Annotated in this window: 13 protein-coding genes; all 13 read left to right on the forward strand. The window is 52.2% G+C overall.

The genetic code is table 11. From position 1 onward, the window contains the following. Nucleotides 1–63: 63 nt before the first annotated feature. A complete protein-coding gene (locus AC5W54_RS16065) occupies nucleotides 64–2,268 on the forward strand; it encodes a polysaccharide biosynthesis tyrosine autokinase (RefSeq protein ID WP_495963102.1) in 2,205 nt (734 codons plus the stop codon). An 87-nt stretch (nucleotides 2,269–2,355) separates the two neighbouring features. Beyond that, entirely contained in the window at nucleotides 2,356–3,504 is a 1,149-nt protein-coding gene (locus AC5W54_RS16070; protein ID WP_495963103.1) for an O-antigen ligase family protein, read from the forward strand. 78 nt (nucleotides 3,505–3,582) lie between these two features. Beyond that, on the forward strand, nucleotides 3,583–5,592 hold the full coding sequence (locus tag AC5W54_RS16075) for a polysaccharide biosynthesis protein (RefSeq protein ID WP_495963104.1): 2,010 nt from the start codon (nucleotides 3,583–3,585) through the stop codon (nucleotides 5,590–5,592). Nucleotides 5,593–5,603: 11 nt separating this feature from the next. After that, on the forward strand, nucleotides 5,604–7,439 hold the full coding sequence (locus AC5W54_RS16080; protein ID WP_495963105.1) for an ABC transporter ATP-binding protein: 1,836 nt from the start codon (nucleotides 5,604–5,606) through the stop codon (nucleotides 7,437–7,439). A 229-nt stretch (nucleotides 7,440–7,668) separates the two neighbouring features. Beyond that, nucleotides 7,669–9,723: an acyltransferase family protein gene (locus AC5W54_RS16085; RefSeq protein WP_495963106.1), complete on the forward strand. Its 2,055-nt coding sequence runs from the start codon at nucleotides 7,669–7,671 to the stop codon at nucleotides 9,721–9,723. Nucleotides 9,724–9,828: 105 nt separating this feature from the next. After that, on the forward strand, nucleotides 9,829–10,881 hold the full coding sequence (locus AC5W54_RS16090; protein ID WP_495963107.1) for an NAD-dependent epimerase/dehydratase family protein: 1,053 nt from the start codon (nucleotides 9,829–9,831) through the stop codon (nucleotides 10,879–10,881). Between the two features lie 55 nt (nucleotides 10,882–10,936). After that, on the forward strand, nucleotides 10,937–11,713 hold the full coding sequence (gene rfbF / locus AC5W54_RS16095; RefSeq protein ID WP_495963108.1) for a glucose-1-phosphate cytidylyltransferase: 777 nt from the start codon (nucleotides 10,937–10,939) through the stop codon (nucleotides 11,711–11,713). 439 nt (nucleotides 11,714–12,152) lie between these two features. After that, on the forward strand, nucleotides 12,153–12,968 hold the full coding sequence (locus AC5W54_RS16100) for a methionyl-tRNA formyltransferase (protein WP_495963109.1): 816 nt from the start codon (nucleotides 12,153–12,155) through the stop codon (nucleotides 12,966–12,968). Then, nucleotides 12,965–13,906, forward strand: a complete 942-nt coding sequence (locus tag AC5W54_RS16105; protein WP_495963110.1) for a GNAT family N-acetyltransferase — start codon at nucleotides 12,965–12,967, stop codon at nucleotides 13,904–13,906. The genes AC5W54_RS16100 and AC5W54_RS16105 overlap by 4 nt, the downstream gene beginning before the upstream one ends. Nucleotides 13,907–14,141: 235 nt before the next feature. Further along, nucleotides 14,142–15,452, forward strand: a complete 1,311-nt coding sequence (locus AC5W54_RS16110) for an NAD(P)H-dependent oxidoreductase (protein WP_495963111.1) — start codon at nucleotides 14,142–14,144, stop codon at nucleotides 15,450–15,452. Between the two features lie 44 nt (nucleotides 15,453–15,496). Further along, nucleotides 15,497–16,045, forward strand: a complete 549-nt coding sequence (rfbC, locus tag AC5W54_RS16115) for a dTDP-4-dehydrorhamnose 3,5-epimerase (RefSeq protein ID WP_495963112.1) — start codon at nucleotides 15,497–15,499, stop codon at nucleotides 16,043–16,045. A gap of 50 nt (nucleotides 16,046–16,095) precedes the next feature. Beyond that, nucleotides 16,096–17,088, forward strand: a complete 993-nt coding sequence (locus AC5W54_RS16120; protein WP_495963113.1) for a glycosyltransferase family 2 protein — start codon at nucleotides 16,096–16,098, stop codon at nucleotides 17,086–17,088. A 23-nt stretch (nucleotides 17,089–17,111) separates the two neighbouring features. Next, complete coding sequence (locus AC5W54_RS16125) at nucleotides 17,112–18,230, forward strand: glycosyltransferase (RefSeq protein ID WP_495963149.1); 1,119 nt, start codon at nucleotides 17,112–17,114, stop codon at nucleotides 18,228–18,230. Nucleotides 18,231–18,381: the final 151 nt, after the last annotated feature.

The following is an 18,381-nucleotide window of genomic DNA, read 5'->3' on the forward strand; positions in this document are numbered from 1 at the left end:
ATTACAATGACCATTTTTCCAAATCAACCGCCTCCACCGCGCGGGCCCGTGGAAAGTGATGATGTGAGCCTCACCAAACTCTTGTTGGTGCTTGCCGATCACAAGTGGTTCATCCTACTGACCGCGCTGTTATTCCTGGTGGGAGGCTATTTCTATTCGAGTTCACAACCAAGAGTCTACCAGGCGGATTCATTGGTACAGATCGAGAGCCGCGGATCCACGATGAATATGCTGGATACACTATCGGTAGGAAATCAGATTAATAATCCGACCTCGGCCGACCTGGAGATACTTCAGTCACGCATGGTGATGGGGGAAACAGTGGATCGCCTGGACCTGGCCATTCAGGTTGAACCGCGTCGTCTGCCATTGGTGGGTAACTTCCTGGTACATCATGGCATGACTCACGAGTGGTTCGATCGCCTGATGCCATCGGTTCTTCAGCGCTGGACCTCGTCAGGGGGGGGAGAGGAAGAGCTAGGCAGCCCCTACACCTGGGCGACGGAGACTCTTCAGATAGCGCGTTTCGAGGTCCCCGCTGAGAGTCAGGGTAAGTATCATATTCTGCGGGTTGGAGAAAACGGAACCTACCAGCTGCTATTCGAAGGCCAGCTTGTGCTCGATGGACACATGGGCGAGACGGTGAATGATGAAGCCTCTGGCTATCGTCTGTTTGTCAGTCGACTAGAAGCGCATCCTGGAGCCGAGTTCCAGGTTCGCCGAATCTCCCGCTTGAATGCCATAAGCCAACTGCAGCGTCGTTTGACGATCATCCCGCGGGGTGTTGACTCCGGTGTCTTCCAACTGACACTCAGCGGGCAGGATCCGAAACAGATAGACTTGATACTGGATACGCTCACTGGTGTATTCCTTACTCAAAATGTACAGCGGCAATCCGAAGAAGCAGAGAAGCAGATCGAATTTCTCAATGAACAAATTCCACAGATCAATGTCAATCTCACTGAAGCGGAAAATCGTCTCAATGAGTATCGATCGCAGAGAGATTCTGTCGATCTCAACTTCGAGACGAGAAACTTGCTTAACGGATTAGTATCAGTCGAAAACAAGTTGACCGAGCTGTCCTTGTCGGAAGCGGAACTGGCCGAAAAATTTCGCCCTAGCCACCCTAATTATCAATCACTGCTGCGCCAGAAGAGTCAACTGGAAAGTGCGAAAGTGAGGCTGGAAAATCAGATCGAGAAGCTTCCCGAAACCCAACAGGAAGTGCTGCGCTTTACGCGAGACACGGAGGTAAATCAGCAGGTATACGTTCAACTGCTCAACAAGCGTCAGGAGATGAGGCTGGTGAAAGCCGGCACCGTGGGTAACGTGAGGATTCTCGACCCGGCGGTGCTTCAACAGGCGACGATTTCTCCCCGTATTCCATTGACGACTCTGCTCAGTGGCTTGATGGGAGTGCTGCTTGCAATACTGGCCGTGATCATGAAGCTCGTATTGAGCCGCGCCGTCGAGAATGCCGATCAACTCGAGGATCTGGGGCTGCCAGTCTATGCCATGATCCCTGAATCCAGCGAGCAGACCAAGCTGGCAAGGCGTATCAGGGCCCGCAAGAGCGACAAGACCCAGACCATCTTCCGCGGACTTCTGGCGGAGTGTGACCCCGGCGAACTCTCCATAGAGGCGCTGCGTTCACTGCGTACCAGCCTGCATTTTGCGATGCTCGAGTCCGGTAACAATCGACTGATGATTGCCGGAGCCAGCCCTGAGGTAGGGAAAAGTTTTGTCAGTGCCAATCTGGCTGCAGTATGCGCCCAGTCAGGGCAGAAGGTGCTGTTGATCGATGCCGATATGCGTCGTGGCCATCTACACCATGCCTTCAGCGAGTCAAGTGGCGAGGGGCTCTCCGACCTGCTGATCTCTCGCATCGAGTTGGAACAAGGGATTCGCAAGACGTCCGTCGAGGGGCTCGATTACATCTCCCGAGGCATGGTTCCTCCGAATCCGTCGGAGCTGCTGATGCAACAAGGCTTCCGCGAGTTACTCGAGGCGGTGAGCGAACTCTATGATCTGGTCATTCTGGATACTCCCCCCATACTCGCGGTAACCGATGCGGCAGTAGTGGGCAAGATGGTGGGTACCAGTCTGATGGTAGTACGCTTCGGCCATAACCCGGTCAAGGAAATTCGAGTTGCCAAGCGGCGACTGGAGAATGCCGGAGTTCGCCTGAAGGGGGCCATTCTGAATGGTATCGAAAAGTCGAGTGCGTCCCGTGGCTATTACGGCACCTATCTCTATGCCTATCGTTGAAAGATATCGTAGGGAGCCTTCGGTGAAGGCTATCGGTTCCATGGAGATGGTGCTGCTCTCATGCTCGATTGCGGGACGAGATAGCTCATGAATCTGGTTGGTGCACTCCTGTTGCTTCTAGGGCTTTCGCTCTCTAGTCTCTATATTTTTCCCAGCGGGCAGCCCCAGCCTGCCGATTTTTTCTTGCTCGGCTTCAGCATCCTCATGTTGCTGCTGGCATTGCGTGATGAAAAGAGTCTGACCAGCAATGTCTTTGCCCTGAGGTGGGCGTTGATGGTGTTGTGGATCATCCTTGTCTGCCTGGGGTGGTCTTTGGTGATGGAGAGCACCCCCTTCTTCATGCATGCAGCGTTCTTCCTGTTCAACTTCCTGGTCGGGATGGCATTGTTGCGCTTCCTCAGGGTGTATGGCGAGCGAGCCAAGATCCTGGTCCGCACTGGTATCTCCATTGCACTGATGGTGGCGGCCAGCCAGGTTCTGGCGCAACTGGCCATGGGGGGAGGTGTTCGTACGACCGGTAGCTTCAACAATCCCAATCAGCTCGCGTACTTCTCGCTCTGTGGCATCGTGATATTGATGCTGCTCGACGATTTCCATCCGAAGCTGCGCCCCATTGCCCTGGGGGGGCTGGCCGCCGGGGTGGTGGGCATACTGGCAGCATCGTCGCTCGCCGCGCTGGGAGGCTTGGCGCTGGTGATCGTGGGATGGGCTCTGGCCAATGCAAGCAACCTGAAGCATTTCGCCCGCCTGACCCTGGTAGTGCCACTGCTGCTTGCCGTGGTGGTGGTGGTCAACCTTGGTTCCGATGGCAAGATGCACAAGAACGTGCAGTCGCGCCTGGATCGGGCATCCGCCAAGGTGGAGGGGCTCTACGAGGAACGCAAGTTCGACCGGCTGATGAACTTCCCCGAGTACGCCATCCTGGGGGCCGGAGAAGGGGAGCGGCAACGCTTCAAGCCCTACCACCGCAATGAGATCCACTCTTCGTACGTCAATATGCTGTTTGCCTATGGTGTCCCTGGCTTCGTGCTATTCCTGTTGGTCATATTCACAGCACTGCAGCGAGCTCCACTATATGTATGGGCAGGTATGGCGGGCCCCCTGTTTTATTCGGTGACCCATAACGGGCTTCGGTCGACCCTGTTCTGGTTGATGCTGGTACTCTGCTGGTACTGCTATCGACAAGTAATGACTTCGCTTCCGGAGCCATTCTTTACGCTCAACCAGCAAGAGTGATGACAATACAGCCGTCCTGTTGGTTGCATGTGCTGTGTGCAGCAGGCAACCGTGACCAGTGATTGCGGAGAAGTGCTCATGAGTTGGATCAATGTCCTGGTGATGCTGCCACGCTGTTACAAGCGGACACTGCTTAGACTTGCGGATGTGCTGCTGGTGATCATCAGTCTTCTGATGGCCGTGCGCCTTGTCGGAAGCGGGGAGGCCTTGATGTGGCCCGAAGCCGTCCTGCTGCTTGCGTTGGTGTCATTAATGACACCCCTTATCTTCGCGTTCATGGGGGTCTATCGCATCGTGCTGCGGTATATGAATCAGCGGATGATTCTGACCATGGTGGGTGGTGTCGTGTTGTTGACCCTGACTCTGTATGGCATGGGACTGCTATTCGGGCAGCCTCTCGGCCCTTCGATATTGCTGGTATTTGCTTTGCTCGCCTTGACATGGGTGGGAGGGTTACGGCTGGCACTGCGCGAGCTCTATCAATTGAGCCGACGTCCACAGCGACAGTCGGTTGTCATTTATGGTGCGGGGGCGGCAGGGTGTGAGTTAGCGCATTCCCTTATGCATGGTGGGCTGTATCGGCCCAGGGCCTTTGTCGATGACTGGCGTGGCTTGCAGGGATCCCTTGTCGAGGGGCTACCGGTGTACAGTCCCGCTGAGCTTGACATACTCATCGGGCGCCTGCAGCTCGAGCTCGTGCTTCTCGCCATCCCCAGTGCGCCGCGCTGCCGAAGGCGCGAGATCCTCGAGCAGCTCTCTCGATTATCGATCCCGGTACAGACGATTCCCGGGGCGGATGATCTCGTCTCGGGGCGTGCCCGTGTCAGCGATACCTGCAATGTGGCGGTGGAAGACCTGCTTGGTCGGGAGCCAGTACCTCCCTTTCCCGAGCTCATGTCAGCCGACATTCGTGGCAAGGTGGTGATGGTCACCGGCGCCGGTGGCTCCATCGGTTCTGAACTCTGCCGCCAGATTCTGGTGCAAGGCCCCGAGTCATTGTTGCTGGTCGACAACTGTGAGTTCGCTCTTTACGCCATCGAACAGGAGCTGACGAGTTGGACGGAACAGCACGGAAGTCAGTTGAGTATCCAAGCGCTGCTGGCCTCCATCCAGCGAAGCGAACAGATGCGGGAGATCATGCTCAGCTTTGGCGTACAGACGCTCTATCATGCGGCTGCCTACAAGCATGTGCCGATGGTGGAAACCAACCTGGTGGAAGGCATCCGTAACAACGTGTTCGGCACACTTGGCCTGGTACAGGCGGCGGCGGAAACTGAGGTGGAGACCTTCGTCATGGTGTCCACCGACAAGGCGGTGCGCCCGACGAATGTGATGGGCGCCACAAAACGGTTGACCGAGCTGATTTGCCAAGCGTTTGCCGCCCGGACCTCGGAAGAGGGAAAAACACGTTTCTGCATGGTGCGTTTCGGGAATGTATTGGGATCGAGTGGGTCGGTGGTGCCGCGGTTCCAGAGCCAGATTAAGCAAGGGGGGCCCGTCGAGGTCACCCATCCCGACATCACACGCTACTTCATGACGATTCCCGAGGCAGCACAACTTGTCATCCAGGCTGGTGCCATGAGCAGTGGCGGTGAGGTGTTCGTTCTCGACATGGGGGAACCGGTACGTATCGCCGATCTGGCCGCGAGCATGATCCGACTTTCGGGGCTGGAAGTGAGGGATGATGATCATCCCGATGGGGACATCGAGATCATCTACACCGGCTTGCGTCCTGGCGAAAAGCTCTACGAGGAGTTACTCATCGGTGGTGAGATCCATGCGACTCGCCATCCACGTATCAGGACGTCTCGCGAAACCTTCTGGGAGCGAGACCAACTCGAAGCCTTTCTCGGTGAGCTGTATACGGCCCTCAAGAAGTCCTGCTACCCGAGAATCCAGCAGCTCTTGAGAGAGGCGCCGCTCTTGTATGCTCCTGACGGTAATATGGTGGACCTGATATGGCTGGCTCAGCGCGTTCGAGTGACCACTCAGCCGGTGGCAAGTTATGAAACCACCATGTCGAAGCTGGATCTGTCTCCCTCACCTGCTTCGATGGAGTTTGAGCTCTCACCCCCCAAGTCTTCGTAAAGAGGAGGGGCTTGCTTACCTACCAAACCACCGGTGATGCCATGTTCGCGGATCTGAAAGAGCTCTATTCACAATTGACACGGCAGCAACGCAAGAGATTATTGAAACTTCAGTTACTGATTGTCATCATGGCCTTCGCCGAGATAGCCGGCGTGATATCGATCGGGCCCTTCATGGCTGTCGTGGGGGACATGGGGAAGCTGGAAGGTGAGGGGTGGCTGGCGCAGGCCTACCAATACAGTGGCCTGGAGAGCAAAGAGGCATTCCTGACCTTGCTGGGAGGAGGGGTGTTGCTGGTATTGATACTGGCGGCGCTGTTCTCGATCTACACGACCTGGCGCCTGGCCCTTTATAGCGCGGGTGTAGGGGCCGATCTCTCGAGCCGGCTCTACCGTTACTACCTGTATCAGCCTTGGTTGTTCCATGCTGGCGAGAACAGCAGCCAACTGATCAACAAGTCTGCACAGGAGGTGCAACGTATCACCCAGAGGATCATCAACCCATGCATGCAACTCAATGCACGCGTGGTAATGGTCATCATGATGACCTTGGCTATCTTTATTTATAATCCGGTAGTGGCCTTCAGTGGGATGCTGCTTTTCATTACTTCCTATTTTTTACTCTACAAGACGGTAAGGCAAATACTGATCACCAACGGGCTGCGCATTTCTCGCGCCCAAGGCGATCGCTTGAAGTTGATGTCGGAAGGCTTCGGGGGCATCAAGGACCTGTTGCTGCTTCACCGTCAGCCAAATTTCACCAAACGCTTCGACAAGGCCAGTCGCAAATGGGCGCGCGGGCTGGGGGTCACCCAGGGCCTAGGGGACGCCCCTCGCTATGCCATCGAACTGGTGGCATTCGGCTCGGTCATCGTGCTGGTGCTGTACTTGCTGAACCTTCATGAAGGGGATCTGGGGGGAATCCTCCCCGCATTGTCGATCTATGCCCTGGCCGGCTTCAAGATGCTGCCCGCGTTACAGCGTATCTACTCATCCATTTCGCATATTCGCAGTAATTTGGCTGCTTACCAGGCCGTTCGAGAAGATCTCCTGGCAAGCCGCGACATCGATAGCCGAATCGAGCAGGGTGACAAGCAAGACGTTACCCCTCTGATACCGCAGCAATCGATCGTCATGCAGGATGTAGTCTTCCAGTACCCAGATAAACACGATGCGGCCCTCCGCGGGTTGACACTGTCCATTCCGGCCGATCGGGTGGTCGGATTGGTAGGAACCTCCGGAAGCGGGAAAAGCACGGCTGTCGATTTGCTGATGGGGTTGATCACTCCGCGTCAAGGGGCTGTGCTGGTCGATGGCGAGCCGATTAGCGAGGCGAATGTACGCAACTGGCAGATGAGCATCAGCTATGTCCCGCAACACATCTTTCTCACCTCTGCCAGCATTCTCGAGAATGTTGCCTTTGGCATCGAGCACGGGCATATCGACCGGCCTCGAGTGCTGGAGGCGCTTCATGTGGCGCAACTCGGTGATCTGGTCGAGCAACTGCCTGAGGGGGTGGACACACTTGTCGGAGAGCGTGGTATCCAGCTTTCTGGAGGACAACGGCAGCGGATCGGCATCGCACGCGCCATCTATCACGATGCCAATGTACTGGTGCTCGATGAGGCGACCAGTGCTCTTGATGGATTGACCGAGAAGCGGGTCATGGATGCCATCCATGCGTTTTCGGGAAGAAAGACGATAATCATGATCGCCCACCGGCTTTCTACAGTAAAGAAGTGCGATTGCATTTACCTGATGGAGGGCGGGAAAGTGGTGGATTACGGAAATTACAAGAGCTTGGCCAAAAGCAGTCTGGTTTTCCAGAACATGATCGATCATGCCTAGCATTAGGCTTTGATGGCCACCAAAATAAATTGACTTGATGATGATGGCGAATATTGCTAGAGCGGTAAAGTCAAGGCTGGATAGTATCGAACGGAAGCTCTTGGATAATTATATAGCTCTAATGATAGGATGCTCCTTTTTTGTTTCAAATGTCGTAATTGCGTGATATTAAAAATGATTCTAGAGACATTATTTTCGGTGATGAAACCAAAGCAGGCGGAGTGTAAGCATGGGCATAACCTATCGGCCTGAAGTCGATGGACTCAGGGCAGTGGCCGTGATTCCGGTAATATTATTTCATGCTGGATTCTTGAGTTTTAGTGGTGGATATGTCGGCGTAGATGTTTTCTTCGTTGTGAGTGGATACTTGATAACTGGAATAATATATGGCGAAATTCGGAGAGGAACGTTTTCCATTATTAATTTTTACGAGAGGCGAGCGAGAAGGATCTTGCCTGTTCTCTTTTTTATCACTGTTGCATGTATTCCCTTCGCCTGGCTGTGGCTGCTCCCCGAGGATTTTAAGGAGTTCAGTCAGAGTGTTGTGGCTGTCAACACTTTCTCATCCAATATTTATTTCTGGCAGCAATTGGACTACTTTGATGGGCCTGCCGAATTGAAGCCACTGCTTCATACCTGGAGCCTGGCGGTCGAGGAACAATTCTACTTATTCTATCCGATTTTTCTCATGCTCTTTGGATGGCTCAAAAAAAAGTATCTCATTTCAGCCATGCTGTTTGTATTTGCCTTCAGCTTGGCGTTGGCCGAATGGGGCGCTGAAAACTATCCGACTGCAAATTTTTATCTTCTTCCTACTCGTGCATGGGAGTTGATGGCCGGTTCCATCATAGCGGTATTTCTTTATGATCGTGGGTTGAGTAGTAAAAAACTAGTTAATCAAGCTGGGTCGACTGCGGGCTTGGTGCTGATAATCTATTCAGTTGTCGCTTTTAATAACGAAATTCCGTTTCCAAGCTTATGGACGCTCATCCCGGTTCTTGGAGCAAGCATGGTAATCATGTTCGCCAAAGGTGATACGCTGGTAGGAAGGCTTTTAAGCTGGAGACCAATGGTTGGTGTGGGGCTGATAAGTTATAGTGTATATCTCTGGCATCAACCCATTTTTGCATTTGCCAGGGAGAGAAGTCTAAATGATCTTTCTGGTCTTGATTTTGCTCCCTTTATTGCCCTCACATTTATTCTATCATATTTCTCCTGGCGATTTGTAGAACAGCCGTTCAGAAACAAGAGCTTCATTAGTCGTTCAAGAATATTTTCCGGTGCAGCTTGCGGTTCAATTGTGCTGATAAGCCTGGGTTTGTCTGGAAGTCTTTCCCAAGGAATGCCAGCAAGAATGGAGCCGAGGGTAGTAGAGCTGGCGGCATTCAAGAGTGACTGGGATACCCGTGCCAGTAAATGTCAGGTCTTTCCTGGTGGGAAAAAAGAACCCGAGGATTCCTGTCAGTTCAACGAACAATACACTGATCTGGTTGCAATCTGGGGAGATAGTCATGCGACTCCTCTGGTAGGAACCATGGCAAGACAACTGGAGCCATTTGGCTATGGTGTCAAACAGCTTGTGCATACCAACTGCCTACCTATCGTGGGTTACCGAAGAAGCGATGGTAAGGATGGTTGTACCCGATATAATGAAGATGTCATCGAGTATCTGATTGCCGAAGAAGACATAAAGATCATCATGATGGTGGCGCGTTACCCACTGCAGTTTGAAGGAAAAAGGTTTGACAATGAAGAGGGTGGGGTCGAACTTGGCTCTGACTTGTATGCCTTGCCGATGGATGACTTCAATAGCGATAAGGAACGGGTGGATAAAGTTGGCACGTCAATGCGTGATACCGTCCGGCAGCTGCTCGAGAGTGGAAAGAAGGTTGTTCTTGTCTATCCGATTCCCGAGGTAGGTTGGGATGTACCCAACTATTTGGCCAAGGAGGTACTCTATGGCTATGAGAGGAGTGAGCCCCTTTCAACAAGCTATGGCGTTTTCCTTAAAAGGGTAGAGTCAAGTTACAGCCAGCTTGAACTAATCGAACCGCATGAGAATCTCTTGCGCATCAAGCCGGAACTGATTTTCTGTAATGCCCGGTTGTATGAACGCTGTATTGCCGAAATCGATGGAAAGCCTCTCTATTACGACAGTAATCACTTGAACACTTTCGGTTCCAATATGCTCATCTCTTATGCGTTAAGTGAGGCTGTCAAAAGCGGGTGGTTGGATGTGACAGCCAATTATTCACTGGCTAAAAAGAAGGAAAGTGATTCTTGAGATGGGATTTGGTTTTGGCTATCCATGTGCCGTCGAGCTGTAAGTAACGCAATAAGTTAAGTTTTATTAGTCTGGATTAGATGAAAGAAATAAGGAATAAAGACCATGAAAATACTGATCGTCGGGAACATGGGTTATGTGGGGCCTGCGGTCGTCAGAGAGCTGGCTTTGCGGCACCCTTCTGCCATCATCCATGGTTATGACAATGCGTACTTTGGCCACTGTCTGACGGGGACTCGGCGTCTTCCCGAGCGGTATCTGGAGAGGCAATTCTTTGGCGATATCCGCGCTATCCCCTCGGGTATGCTTGAGGGGTATACGGCCGTGGTACAGCTTGCCGCTGTCTCCAATGACCCCATGGGCCATCGTTTTGCCGAGGTGACTGCCGAGATCAACCAGCAGGCCACCGTAGAGATGGCTTATGCGGCGTCCCGGGCCGGTGTGCGCAATTTCGTATTCGCTTCGAGCTGCAGTATCTATGGGGTAGCACTGGGTGGGCCTCGTCGAGAAGACGATACGGTTGCGCCGATCACTGACTACGCGAAATCAAAGGTGCACGCCGAGGAGGCGCTGGCAGACGTCGGGGGGGGCATGGTCATCACTAGCCTGCGCTTTGCCACTGCATGCGGGATGTCGGACCGTCTGCGGTTGGATCTGGTGCTCAACGACTTTGTCGCTTGCGCCCTCAGCCAGGGAAAAATCACGGTGCTGAGCGACGGGACACCCTGGCGCCCGTTGATCGATGTCACCGATATGGCGAGAGCCGTTGATTGGGCAGTACAGCGTAATGCCGAGAACGGAGGGCGCATATTGAGCGTCAATACTGGCTCTAACGATAGGAACTACCAAGTAAGCGAGCTCGCTTCGGCTGTGTCAGATGCGATTCCCGGAACCACCGTGAGCATCAATACGGATGCTCCTGCAGATAGTCGCTCCTATCGAGTGGATTTCGGCTTGTTTTCCGATCTGGCCCCAGATCATCAGCCGGTTATGACACTGACCCAGTCGATTGGAGGCCTGATAGAAGGAATGAAAGACATGGGGTTCAGTGATCCGGAATTTCGTAACTCGAACTTGATTCGCTTGCATGTATTGCAAGGGCATATTGAACAGGACCGTTTGACCGAACGGTTGGAGTGGAAAGTCGAGCAGGACTAGAAGGCCGATTGATGTTGCCGAAGGTTTTGCCGATTGAATTATCAGGAGGTTTACCATGAAAGTAGCTATCTTCGCCGGTGGTTTCGGGACTCGTCTCAGTGAAGAAACGGCAATCTGCCCTAAACCGATGGTCGAGATCGGAGGGCGCCCCATCATTTGGCATATCATGAAGATGTATGCGCACCATGGCTTGAAGGATTTCGTCATCCTTGGTGGCTACAAGGTTGGCCATATTCGAGATTACTTTCTCAACTATAGAGGGAATCGTACTGACTATACGATTGACCTGAATACTGGAAAAGTCGATTGGTTGCAGAGTGTGAATGAGGACTGGAGGGTCACGGTTCTTGATACTGGTCTGGATTCGATGACTGGTGGTCGACTCAAGAAGGCCATGAACATCTTGTCTGATGCTCCTTTCTGTCTCACCTATGGTGATGGAGTCAGCGATGTGGATATCACGAAACTCGTCGATACTCATCGTAACTCAAATAACTGGTGCACGTTGACGGCCGTTACTCAACCGGGACGCTATGGCGCGTTGAATGTAAGTCAGGGAACGAATCATGTGAAAGGCTTTCGTGAGAAGGGGGCAACGGATGGTGGTTTGATCAACGGTGGGTTCTTCGTTTGCGAGCCCGAGGTGTTCGAATTGATCGATGATAGCCAGACAACATGGGAGAACGAGCCGATGGAACGCATGGTGGGTATGGGAAAGCTCGGCTATTACCACCATACGGGCTATTGGCAGAGCATGGACTCGTTGCGCGACAAGATGGTGCTCGAGGCTGCATGGTCACAGGGGGCGCCATGGAAGCTATGGAGTGAGTAGATACCCTCTGTGAAGACCGGCCATAAACGCAGCATCAGGTGGTTTTACGCCGAAATTTTACACGATAGACGATGTTAATGTGATTCACCTTCTACATCGCCGTGCCCAAAGCCACCATCGTGCTTTGCCGCTATCTGTTAACCGCCGATAGAGCGACAAGATATCATGGCCGTGACCATGCGTTGACCTTTGACAATGTGTGTCTGCCAGGGAGATGTCTGGTGGATAACCTAAATTGCGAACAGGAATGGCTGTTCTCTTCTGTCAAATGAGTTGGTAAGTATTGTTCATCGGGATGTAAACCTGAATGCGTGTTTTAATAATTACGATGGGCGTTTCTAAAATACTTCCTCACGTCTTTGCTTCTCGTCATGAAGTGGTCGGTATAGCCGAGTGTGTGCCTCGTGGCTATAAGGGAAGAAGCAGAGGGGCGAGCCTTATGATGAAGTTCGCCAGATTGTTCTGCGGAAGAGAAGTTTTGTCAAAAGTCTCCAGGAAAGCTGAGATACCCTATTGTCGAATTCTCCCCGGGAGTAAAGATTTTGAGGTGTGGGTTACGGAAAGAGAGCCCGATATAATAGTTGTCCAGGGCATGTCGATGTTGCTGAAGGACGATGTTATACGCATTCCTCGGTATGGGGTTATCAATCTGCACCGATCCTATCTTCCGGAGTATAGAGGTCCTAATCCTTTATTTTGGCAATACTATGATGGCAGGGTTGACTTTGGAATTTCGCTTCACTTCATTGACGAGGGAGAGGATACCGGTGACATCATTGAAAGAAGGAAGGTTCAGGTTGGTATTGGTTCTACAGAAAAGGAGGTTAATGAGATACTGATCGGTAAAGTAGGCTCGAAAATGCTTCTCTCTGCATTGGATGATATAGAGAAAAGCTGTGTAAAACGTATACCTCAAAATAATATCGCTTCACCTACAGGCAGGGCGAGAAACATCAGTCGCGATGAGTACAAGGATATTATTCCATGGCAGAAATGGCCTGTTGAGAGAGTCTGGCACTTTCTTCGAGGAACTCAGTCATGGTTGGATGCATTAGATCCGCCATCGGGGATCCTCTCTGGACAACGCTGGTACATCGGTTCCTATAAGACAGGTAATAGTTCCTATATGATTCCGGGGAAAGTTTACAAGTGTGATCAAGGAGTGAGTATTGTTGCCTGTAAGGATGGGGTGATATATTTGGGTGTTAATTTCAGCTTAAAGGCGTATTTAAAAATGCTCTGGAGGATTGGATGAATTATGTCAAGGGGGATGGCGATCCACTTTTTCATCCAGGGTGGATAGAATTCAATCTTCAGAAATGTTGTGGGACCGCTGAAGTGTTGGACCTGGGTCCCAAAAAAGGAACGGCATGGCAGCTCAGGACGGTAGTATACCGAAACAAGAAAGGAGAGTTGATTAATCCCCCTTATAACCCACATTTGCCAGTTGAGTTTTATTCTTCCAGTTTACGGGAAGGGGCGTGTAATCGCCGCCTGAGAGTAGCTGTCGAAAAACTTGCTGAGATTTATAAAAATAATGGGGTAAGAGGCGCGATCAATCTTTCTCCAGTAGTTCAAGATGTCAGACCCTTTCTTTGGCAGGGGATGCAAGCCAACCCCAAATATACGTATCATATTGACATGAGCTGCTATGCGAAAAATTTCGATAAAAATATATTGAATAAGTCAAGAAAGGCCTCAAGACTAGGTTATACATGTGAAGTCAGCAAAGACTTTTGTGCGATAGAGTCATGTTTCGAAGAGATTTCAGGGAAAGGTGATTTAAAAGATTTCGTAAGTTATTCTGCGCTGGCATCGATTTGTGATAATTTGGGTGATGAAGGCTTTGCTGTATTTCTTTGCAAAGATTCTCAAGGTTATCCTGTGGGAGCGTGGATACGATTATATACGCCTGGAGGCCTAGCCTTGGCCTGGCTGTCAGGGATAAAAGAGCATGTGCTTGCGGATGGAGTGAATAGCCTGCTGGGAGATTTTGCCTTCAAGTTCTTCTCAGACAAAGAATGCAAGATATTTGACTACGTCGGAAATGATACTCCGCCAGTTGCCGAGATGAGAGAGGAGTGGGGAGGGAAGCTGGTTAGTTATTATTCCATCCGTGAGAGAAGTTTTTTTAACTTAGCTAAAGAAGTATATCGTTCCAGGATAAGGTCAAAGAGTAGAATGTTAAAATGATTAAATGCATTTTTATCAATGACCGAATCAAGTTTCTGGTTAGACATTAACAGTAGAGGCTAGTAAACGACTTGTGATTGTCTCCTTACACTGTTCTGAGGACTAGCATGCACCCATCGCACTGATGGTTCATTCGTAAACACCAACGCTAAGGAGGGCGCGAGGCAAGGGCAGGTGCTGTCATCGACACACTCTCCTTTCCCGAATCAAGTTCGGGATGACTCGCGTAACACTTATGATCATTGTCGATACTGCTCTTGCCAAGCGCCAGGCCGCTGGCAATTCCATCAGGGTGGGAATGATTGGTGCCGGTTTCCAAGCTAGTGGACTCGGGTTCCAGATCATGACCGCGACACCGGGAATGCAGCTGTGCGCCATTGCCAACCGTAATGTAGCCACGGCCAGTGCCATCTTCGAGCAATGCGGAGGCAAGCCGGTCCGTTGCGATACCCGAGGGCAGCTGGAAGCGGCCATCGATGCCGGCCGGCCGGCCGTGACCGAGGATGCGATCGCTCTCGCCGGCGCCGAAGGGCTGGACGCCATCATCGAGGTGACCGGTTCCGTGGAGTTTGCGGCAGGCGCCGTGCTGGCGGCACTGGAAAGTGGCAAGCACGTCATCCAGATGAATGCCGAGCTGGATGGCACCATCGGGCCCATCTTGAAGCGGAAGGCCGATGCGGCAGGTGTCATCTATTCCTTCTCCGATGGTGACCAGCCTGGCGTGCAGATGAACCTCTATCGCTTTGTGGCAGGGTTGGGCATTACCCCGGTTCTCTGCGGAAACATCAAGGGACTGCACGACCCGTACCGGAATCCGGCCACCCAGCGGGATTTTGCACAGCGGTGGGGTCAGAAGCCCGCCATGGTTGCCTCCTTTGCCGATGGCACCAAGATTTCCTTCGAGCAGGCTATCGTGGCCAACGGCACCGGCATGCGGATCGCACGCCGGGGCATGATCGGCCCTGATTTTTCGGGGGGAGACCCCAATGCCCCCCTCATGCCGATCGAGGAGGCGGCTAAGTCATTCGAACCCTACCTGAACCCGGATGAACCCGGGCTGGTGGATTATGTGGTCGGGGCACGTCCCGGGCCAGGCGTCTTCGTTATTGGCCACATGGACGAGCCCAGGAAACAGCATTATCTAGAGCTATACAAGCTGGGTAAGGGGCCTTACTACTGCTTCTACACTCCCTATCACCTCTGTCATTTCGAAGTCCCCACTTCCGTCGCACGAGCCGTCTTGTTCAGTGATCCGGTGCTGGCACCGCTTCAAGGGCCACGTGTTGGTGTCATCGCGATGGCCAAGAAGGATCTCTATGCGGGAGACACGATCAATGACTTCGGAGGCTTCGAGGTCTATGGCGTGGCCGAGAACATCGAGGATATTCGGAAAGATAACCTGTTGCCTATCGGCTTGGCGCTGGGATGTACGATGGCGAGAGTCGTGAAAAAGGATACCCCACTTACCTTCGATGATGTCATTGTTCCGTCCGGGCGTCTAGTGGATCGACTCTATGCGGAACAAGAAAAGATGTTCTCTAGATAAAGGTAGGCAGAACTTGTCGTGGCTTGATTTCAAGGGGAAGGGACATGATATTTCAGAAAACACATCTTCAGGATGCTTGCCTGATCGCACTGGAGCCGCACGGGGATGAGCGAGGCTTCTTTGCACGCACGATGTGTAAAGATGATTTCTCAAAGCATGGGTTGGTCAGTGACTTCGTTCAGCAGAATACGTCATTCTCGGCGAGAAAAGGAACCCTTCGAGGCTTGCATTATCAAAGAAATCCTTATGCCGAAGCAAAGCTGGTGCGTTGTGTCAGAGGGGCAATATCCGATGTCATCGTGGATGTGAGAGAAGACTCTCCGACTTATCTAAAACACCAGGCGTTCGAACTTAGTGCTGCCAACCAGAATCAACTCTATGTGCCGCCAGGCTTTGCCCATTCCTTTCTTACACTCTGCGACAATGTGGAGGTAAGTTATCTGGTGACGGCTCCTTATACGCCTGAGGCCGAGGATGGCCTGAGGTATGATGATAAAGAGTTGGGCATCAGTTGGCCAATCCCGATTGCTGTGATTTCAGAAAAGGACATGAGCTGGCCCTTGCTATTGGAACGTCGCACGCCTCTCTTCTGAGCGTTTAATAATCCATGCCTGGTTCGCCTGAGCCATAAGCGGGGGGTACTATGGACAAGGTTGTCGCCGTAATACTGACCTATAATCGACAGGACCTTCTCAGTCGCTGCCTTGACGCCATTTATGCACAGACTCGTGCCTGCGACTGTGTAATCGTCATCGACAATGCGAGTAACGATGGTACCCAGGAGATGCTGCTGGACGCTGACTATTCGGGGTTGAAGGTCTATACACTGTCCAGGAACATTGGTGCTGCAGGTGGTTTCAACGCGGGATTTCGACTTGCCTATCAGGCTGGGGCCGACCACGTCTGGATGATGGATGATGACGTGATTCCGGAGCCGGATGCCCTGCAGCGATTGCTGGAGGCAAATGCATTGCTGGACGAGAAGGGCATTGGTCGGGCATTTCTCCTTTCTGCGGCCTATACGGAAAGTGGCCTGATTACGAATACTCCCACGTCCAGCAAGAGAAAGAATTCAATTGGTTACGGCGAGTGGCCGGCGATGGTGCAGTATGGGATGATGCCTGTCGAAAGGGCGACTTTTGTTTCGATCCTGGTACCTCGTTATATTCTCGAGCAGTACGGGTTGCCGATTGCCTCGATGTTCATCTGGGGGGAAGATACCGAGTTTACTTTGAGGATTACCCGAGACTCGCCAGGATTCGTTGTTGGTGCCAGTAAGGTGTTGCATCTCAGGCAGATGGGGGGGCGCCCGAGCGTGCTCTCGGAAAGTGATCCCGTTCGATTACGATTCCACCGTTACTTGATCCGTAACAATATTTTCATCGCTCGGCGATATCGCTCACCAAGACGAATATTGGCTCTTGTCAGGTTCAATGCCAGAATTCTTTTCAAGCTCGCCAGAATGAGGCAGTTCAGAAAGTTGGGAATCGTGGTCCGCGGGATTGTCGAGGGAATGACATTCTTTCCGAGCATTGAAGACGTTGACTCTTCCATCGAAAACTTGAGTACTTCTGTGAGTTTGGTGAAAGACACCGGCGTTGGCCAAGTGTACCATGTGGTGAGGGCAGAAAGATGAGAATATGCATCTCGGTTCATTCCATGAATGCCGGAGGTGGTATACAGGAGAGGCGAGTGGCGCTTGCCAATGAGTGGCTCCGGTGTGGACATGACGTGACCATTGTCTGTCCTGTACCTCCGAAGGAGGTGATAGCGCGTCTTTCGAGTGAAGCCCGTGTGGTATATCTGGGGAACTGGCCCGACAAGCTGCGCTATCACAAACTTTTCTGTGCTTTGCCGTTGACGAGGTTCTTCAGAAGGGAAGGGGAGTTCGATGCTGTGGTCGCGAGTACCTCTCCTCATATTTTTCTGACGAGCATTGCTCTGCTGATGTCGAGAAATTCATCACCACTTTACGGAACTGTGCATGTTGCCCTAGATTATGCAGGTGGGGTGAAACAGGTGCTGGTTGCTTCCTTGGCACGTCTCGAGCTTCGTATGTCGGCAATGAGGACTAGGCGATTCGCCGGAGTGTCGATCGGACTGGCTGCCCAGATGAAGAAGTTTCTGCCTTCTGGTTGTGGTGATGTGCAGGTTCTTTACAACCCGGTGATCGATGAGGACATGGGCAAGGCCTTGGAACCGGTGGAGAGAAGGCGGTATGCCCGACCGGAAGAGAAAATCGTGATCGCCGTCGGGCGATTGCACCGGCAGAAGGGATTTGACCTGTTGATCAAGGCATTCAGCAAAGTAACGACGGATGCCGTTCTGCTTATCGTAGGTGATGGAGAGGAGATGGAAGCGCTGAAAAGGCTTTCCGTTCACCTGGGGGTCGATCAACGGATAAGATTTCTTGGTTATCAGCCCAACGTGATGTCGTTGCTGAAGGTGGCAGATTGCTTTGTGTTGTCTTCACGCTGGGAAGGCCTTGGCAATGTCGTGGTAGAGGCGTTGTATGCGCAGGTGAAGATTGTGAGTTTCGATTGCCCCCATGGCCCGGCAGAGATACTGGAGCATGGCAAGTGGGGAAGGGTCGTGGAATGCGGGGATACCGTGAAACTGGCGGAGTCGATCGACTATGCTCTCGCAGATGATATAAAAAATTATAATGATCGATGGAAAGACTTTTATACGCCGAGTGTGGCGATGAAATATCTTGAATTCATGGGATCCATGGAGGCGGCGGTTGACGGTGAGGTTTACCCTAGGAATTGCCGTTGACCTTTTCCTGTCACGCTGGTTAGAAGCCATTTATAATAGGTGGTTAATGAAGGATGCTTTAGGGAAACGCTGCATAAATACCGCCGATAGCTGCCTGGCAGCTATCGGCGGGGTAGAATTCAGTCCTCCTGCCACTGCCTGATCAGAGCCA

The sequence above is a fragment of the Halomonas sp. LMYGS-3 genome (assembly GCF_059509875.1).

Coding starts and splice junctions, on each gene's coding strand:
- AC5W54_RS16070 (WP_495963103.1), top strand. CDS start 2,356: ATGAATCTGGTTGGTGCACTCCTGTTGCTTCTAGGGCTTTCGCTCTCT.
- AC5W54_RS16075 (WP_495963104.1), top strand. CDS start 3,583: ATGAGTTGGATCAATGTCCTGGTGATGCTGCCACGCTGTTACAAGCGG.
- AC5W54_RS16085 (WP_495963106.1), top strand. CDS start 7,669: ATGGGCATAACCTATCGGCCTGAAGTCGATGGACTCAGGGCAGTGGCC.
- AC5W54_RS16090 (WP_495963107.1), top strand. CDS start 9,829: ATGAAAATACTGATCGTCGGGAACATGGGTTATGTGGGGCCTGCGGTC.
- rfbF (WP_495963108.1), top strand. CDS start 10,937: ATGAAAGTAGCTATCTTCGCCGGTGGTTTCGGGACTCGTCTCAGTGAA.
- AC5W54_RS16100 (WP_495963109.1), top strand. CDS start 12,153: ATGATGAAGTTCGCCAGATTGTTCTGCGGAAGAGAAGTTTTGTCAAAA.
- AC5W54_RS16105 (WP_495963110.1), top strand. CDS start 12,965: ATGAATTATGTCAAGGGGGATGGCGATCCACTTTTTCATCCAGGGTGG.
- AC5W54_RS16110 (WP_495963111.1), top strand. CDS start 14,142: ATGATCATTGTCGATACTGCTCTTGCCAAGCGCCAGGCCGCTGGCAAT.
- rfbC (WP_495963112.1), top strand. CDS start 15,497: ATGATATTTCAGAAAACACATCTTCAGGATGCTTGCCTGATCGCACTG.
- AC5W54_RS16120 (WP_495963113.1), top strand. CDS start 16,096: ATGGACAAGGTTGTCGCCGTAATACTGACCTATAATCGACAGGACCTT.
- AC5W54_RS16125 (WP_495963149.1), top strand. CDS start 17,112: ATGAATGCCGGAGGTGGTATACAGGAGAGGCGAGTGGCGCTTGCCAAT.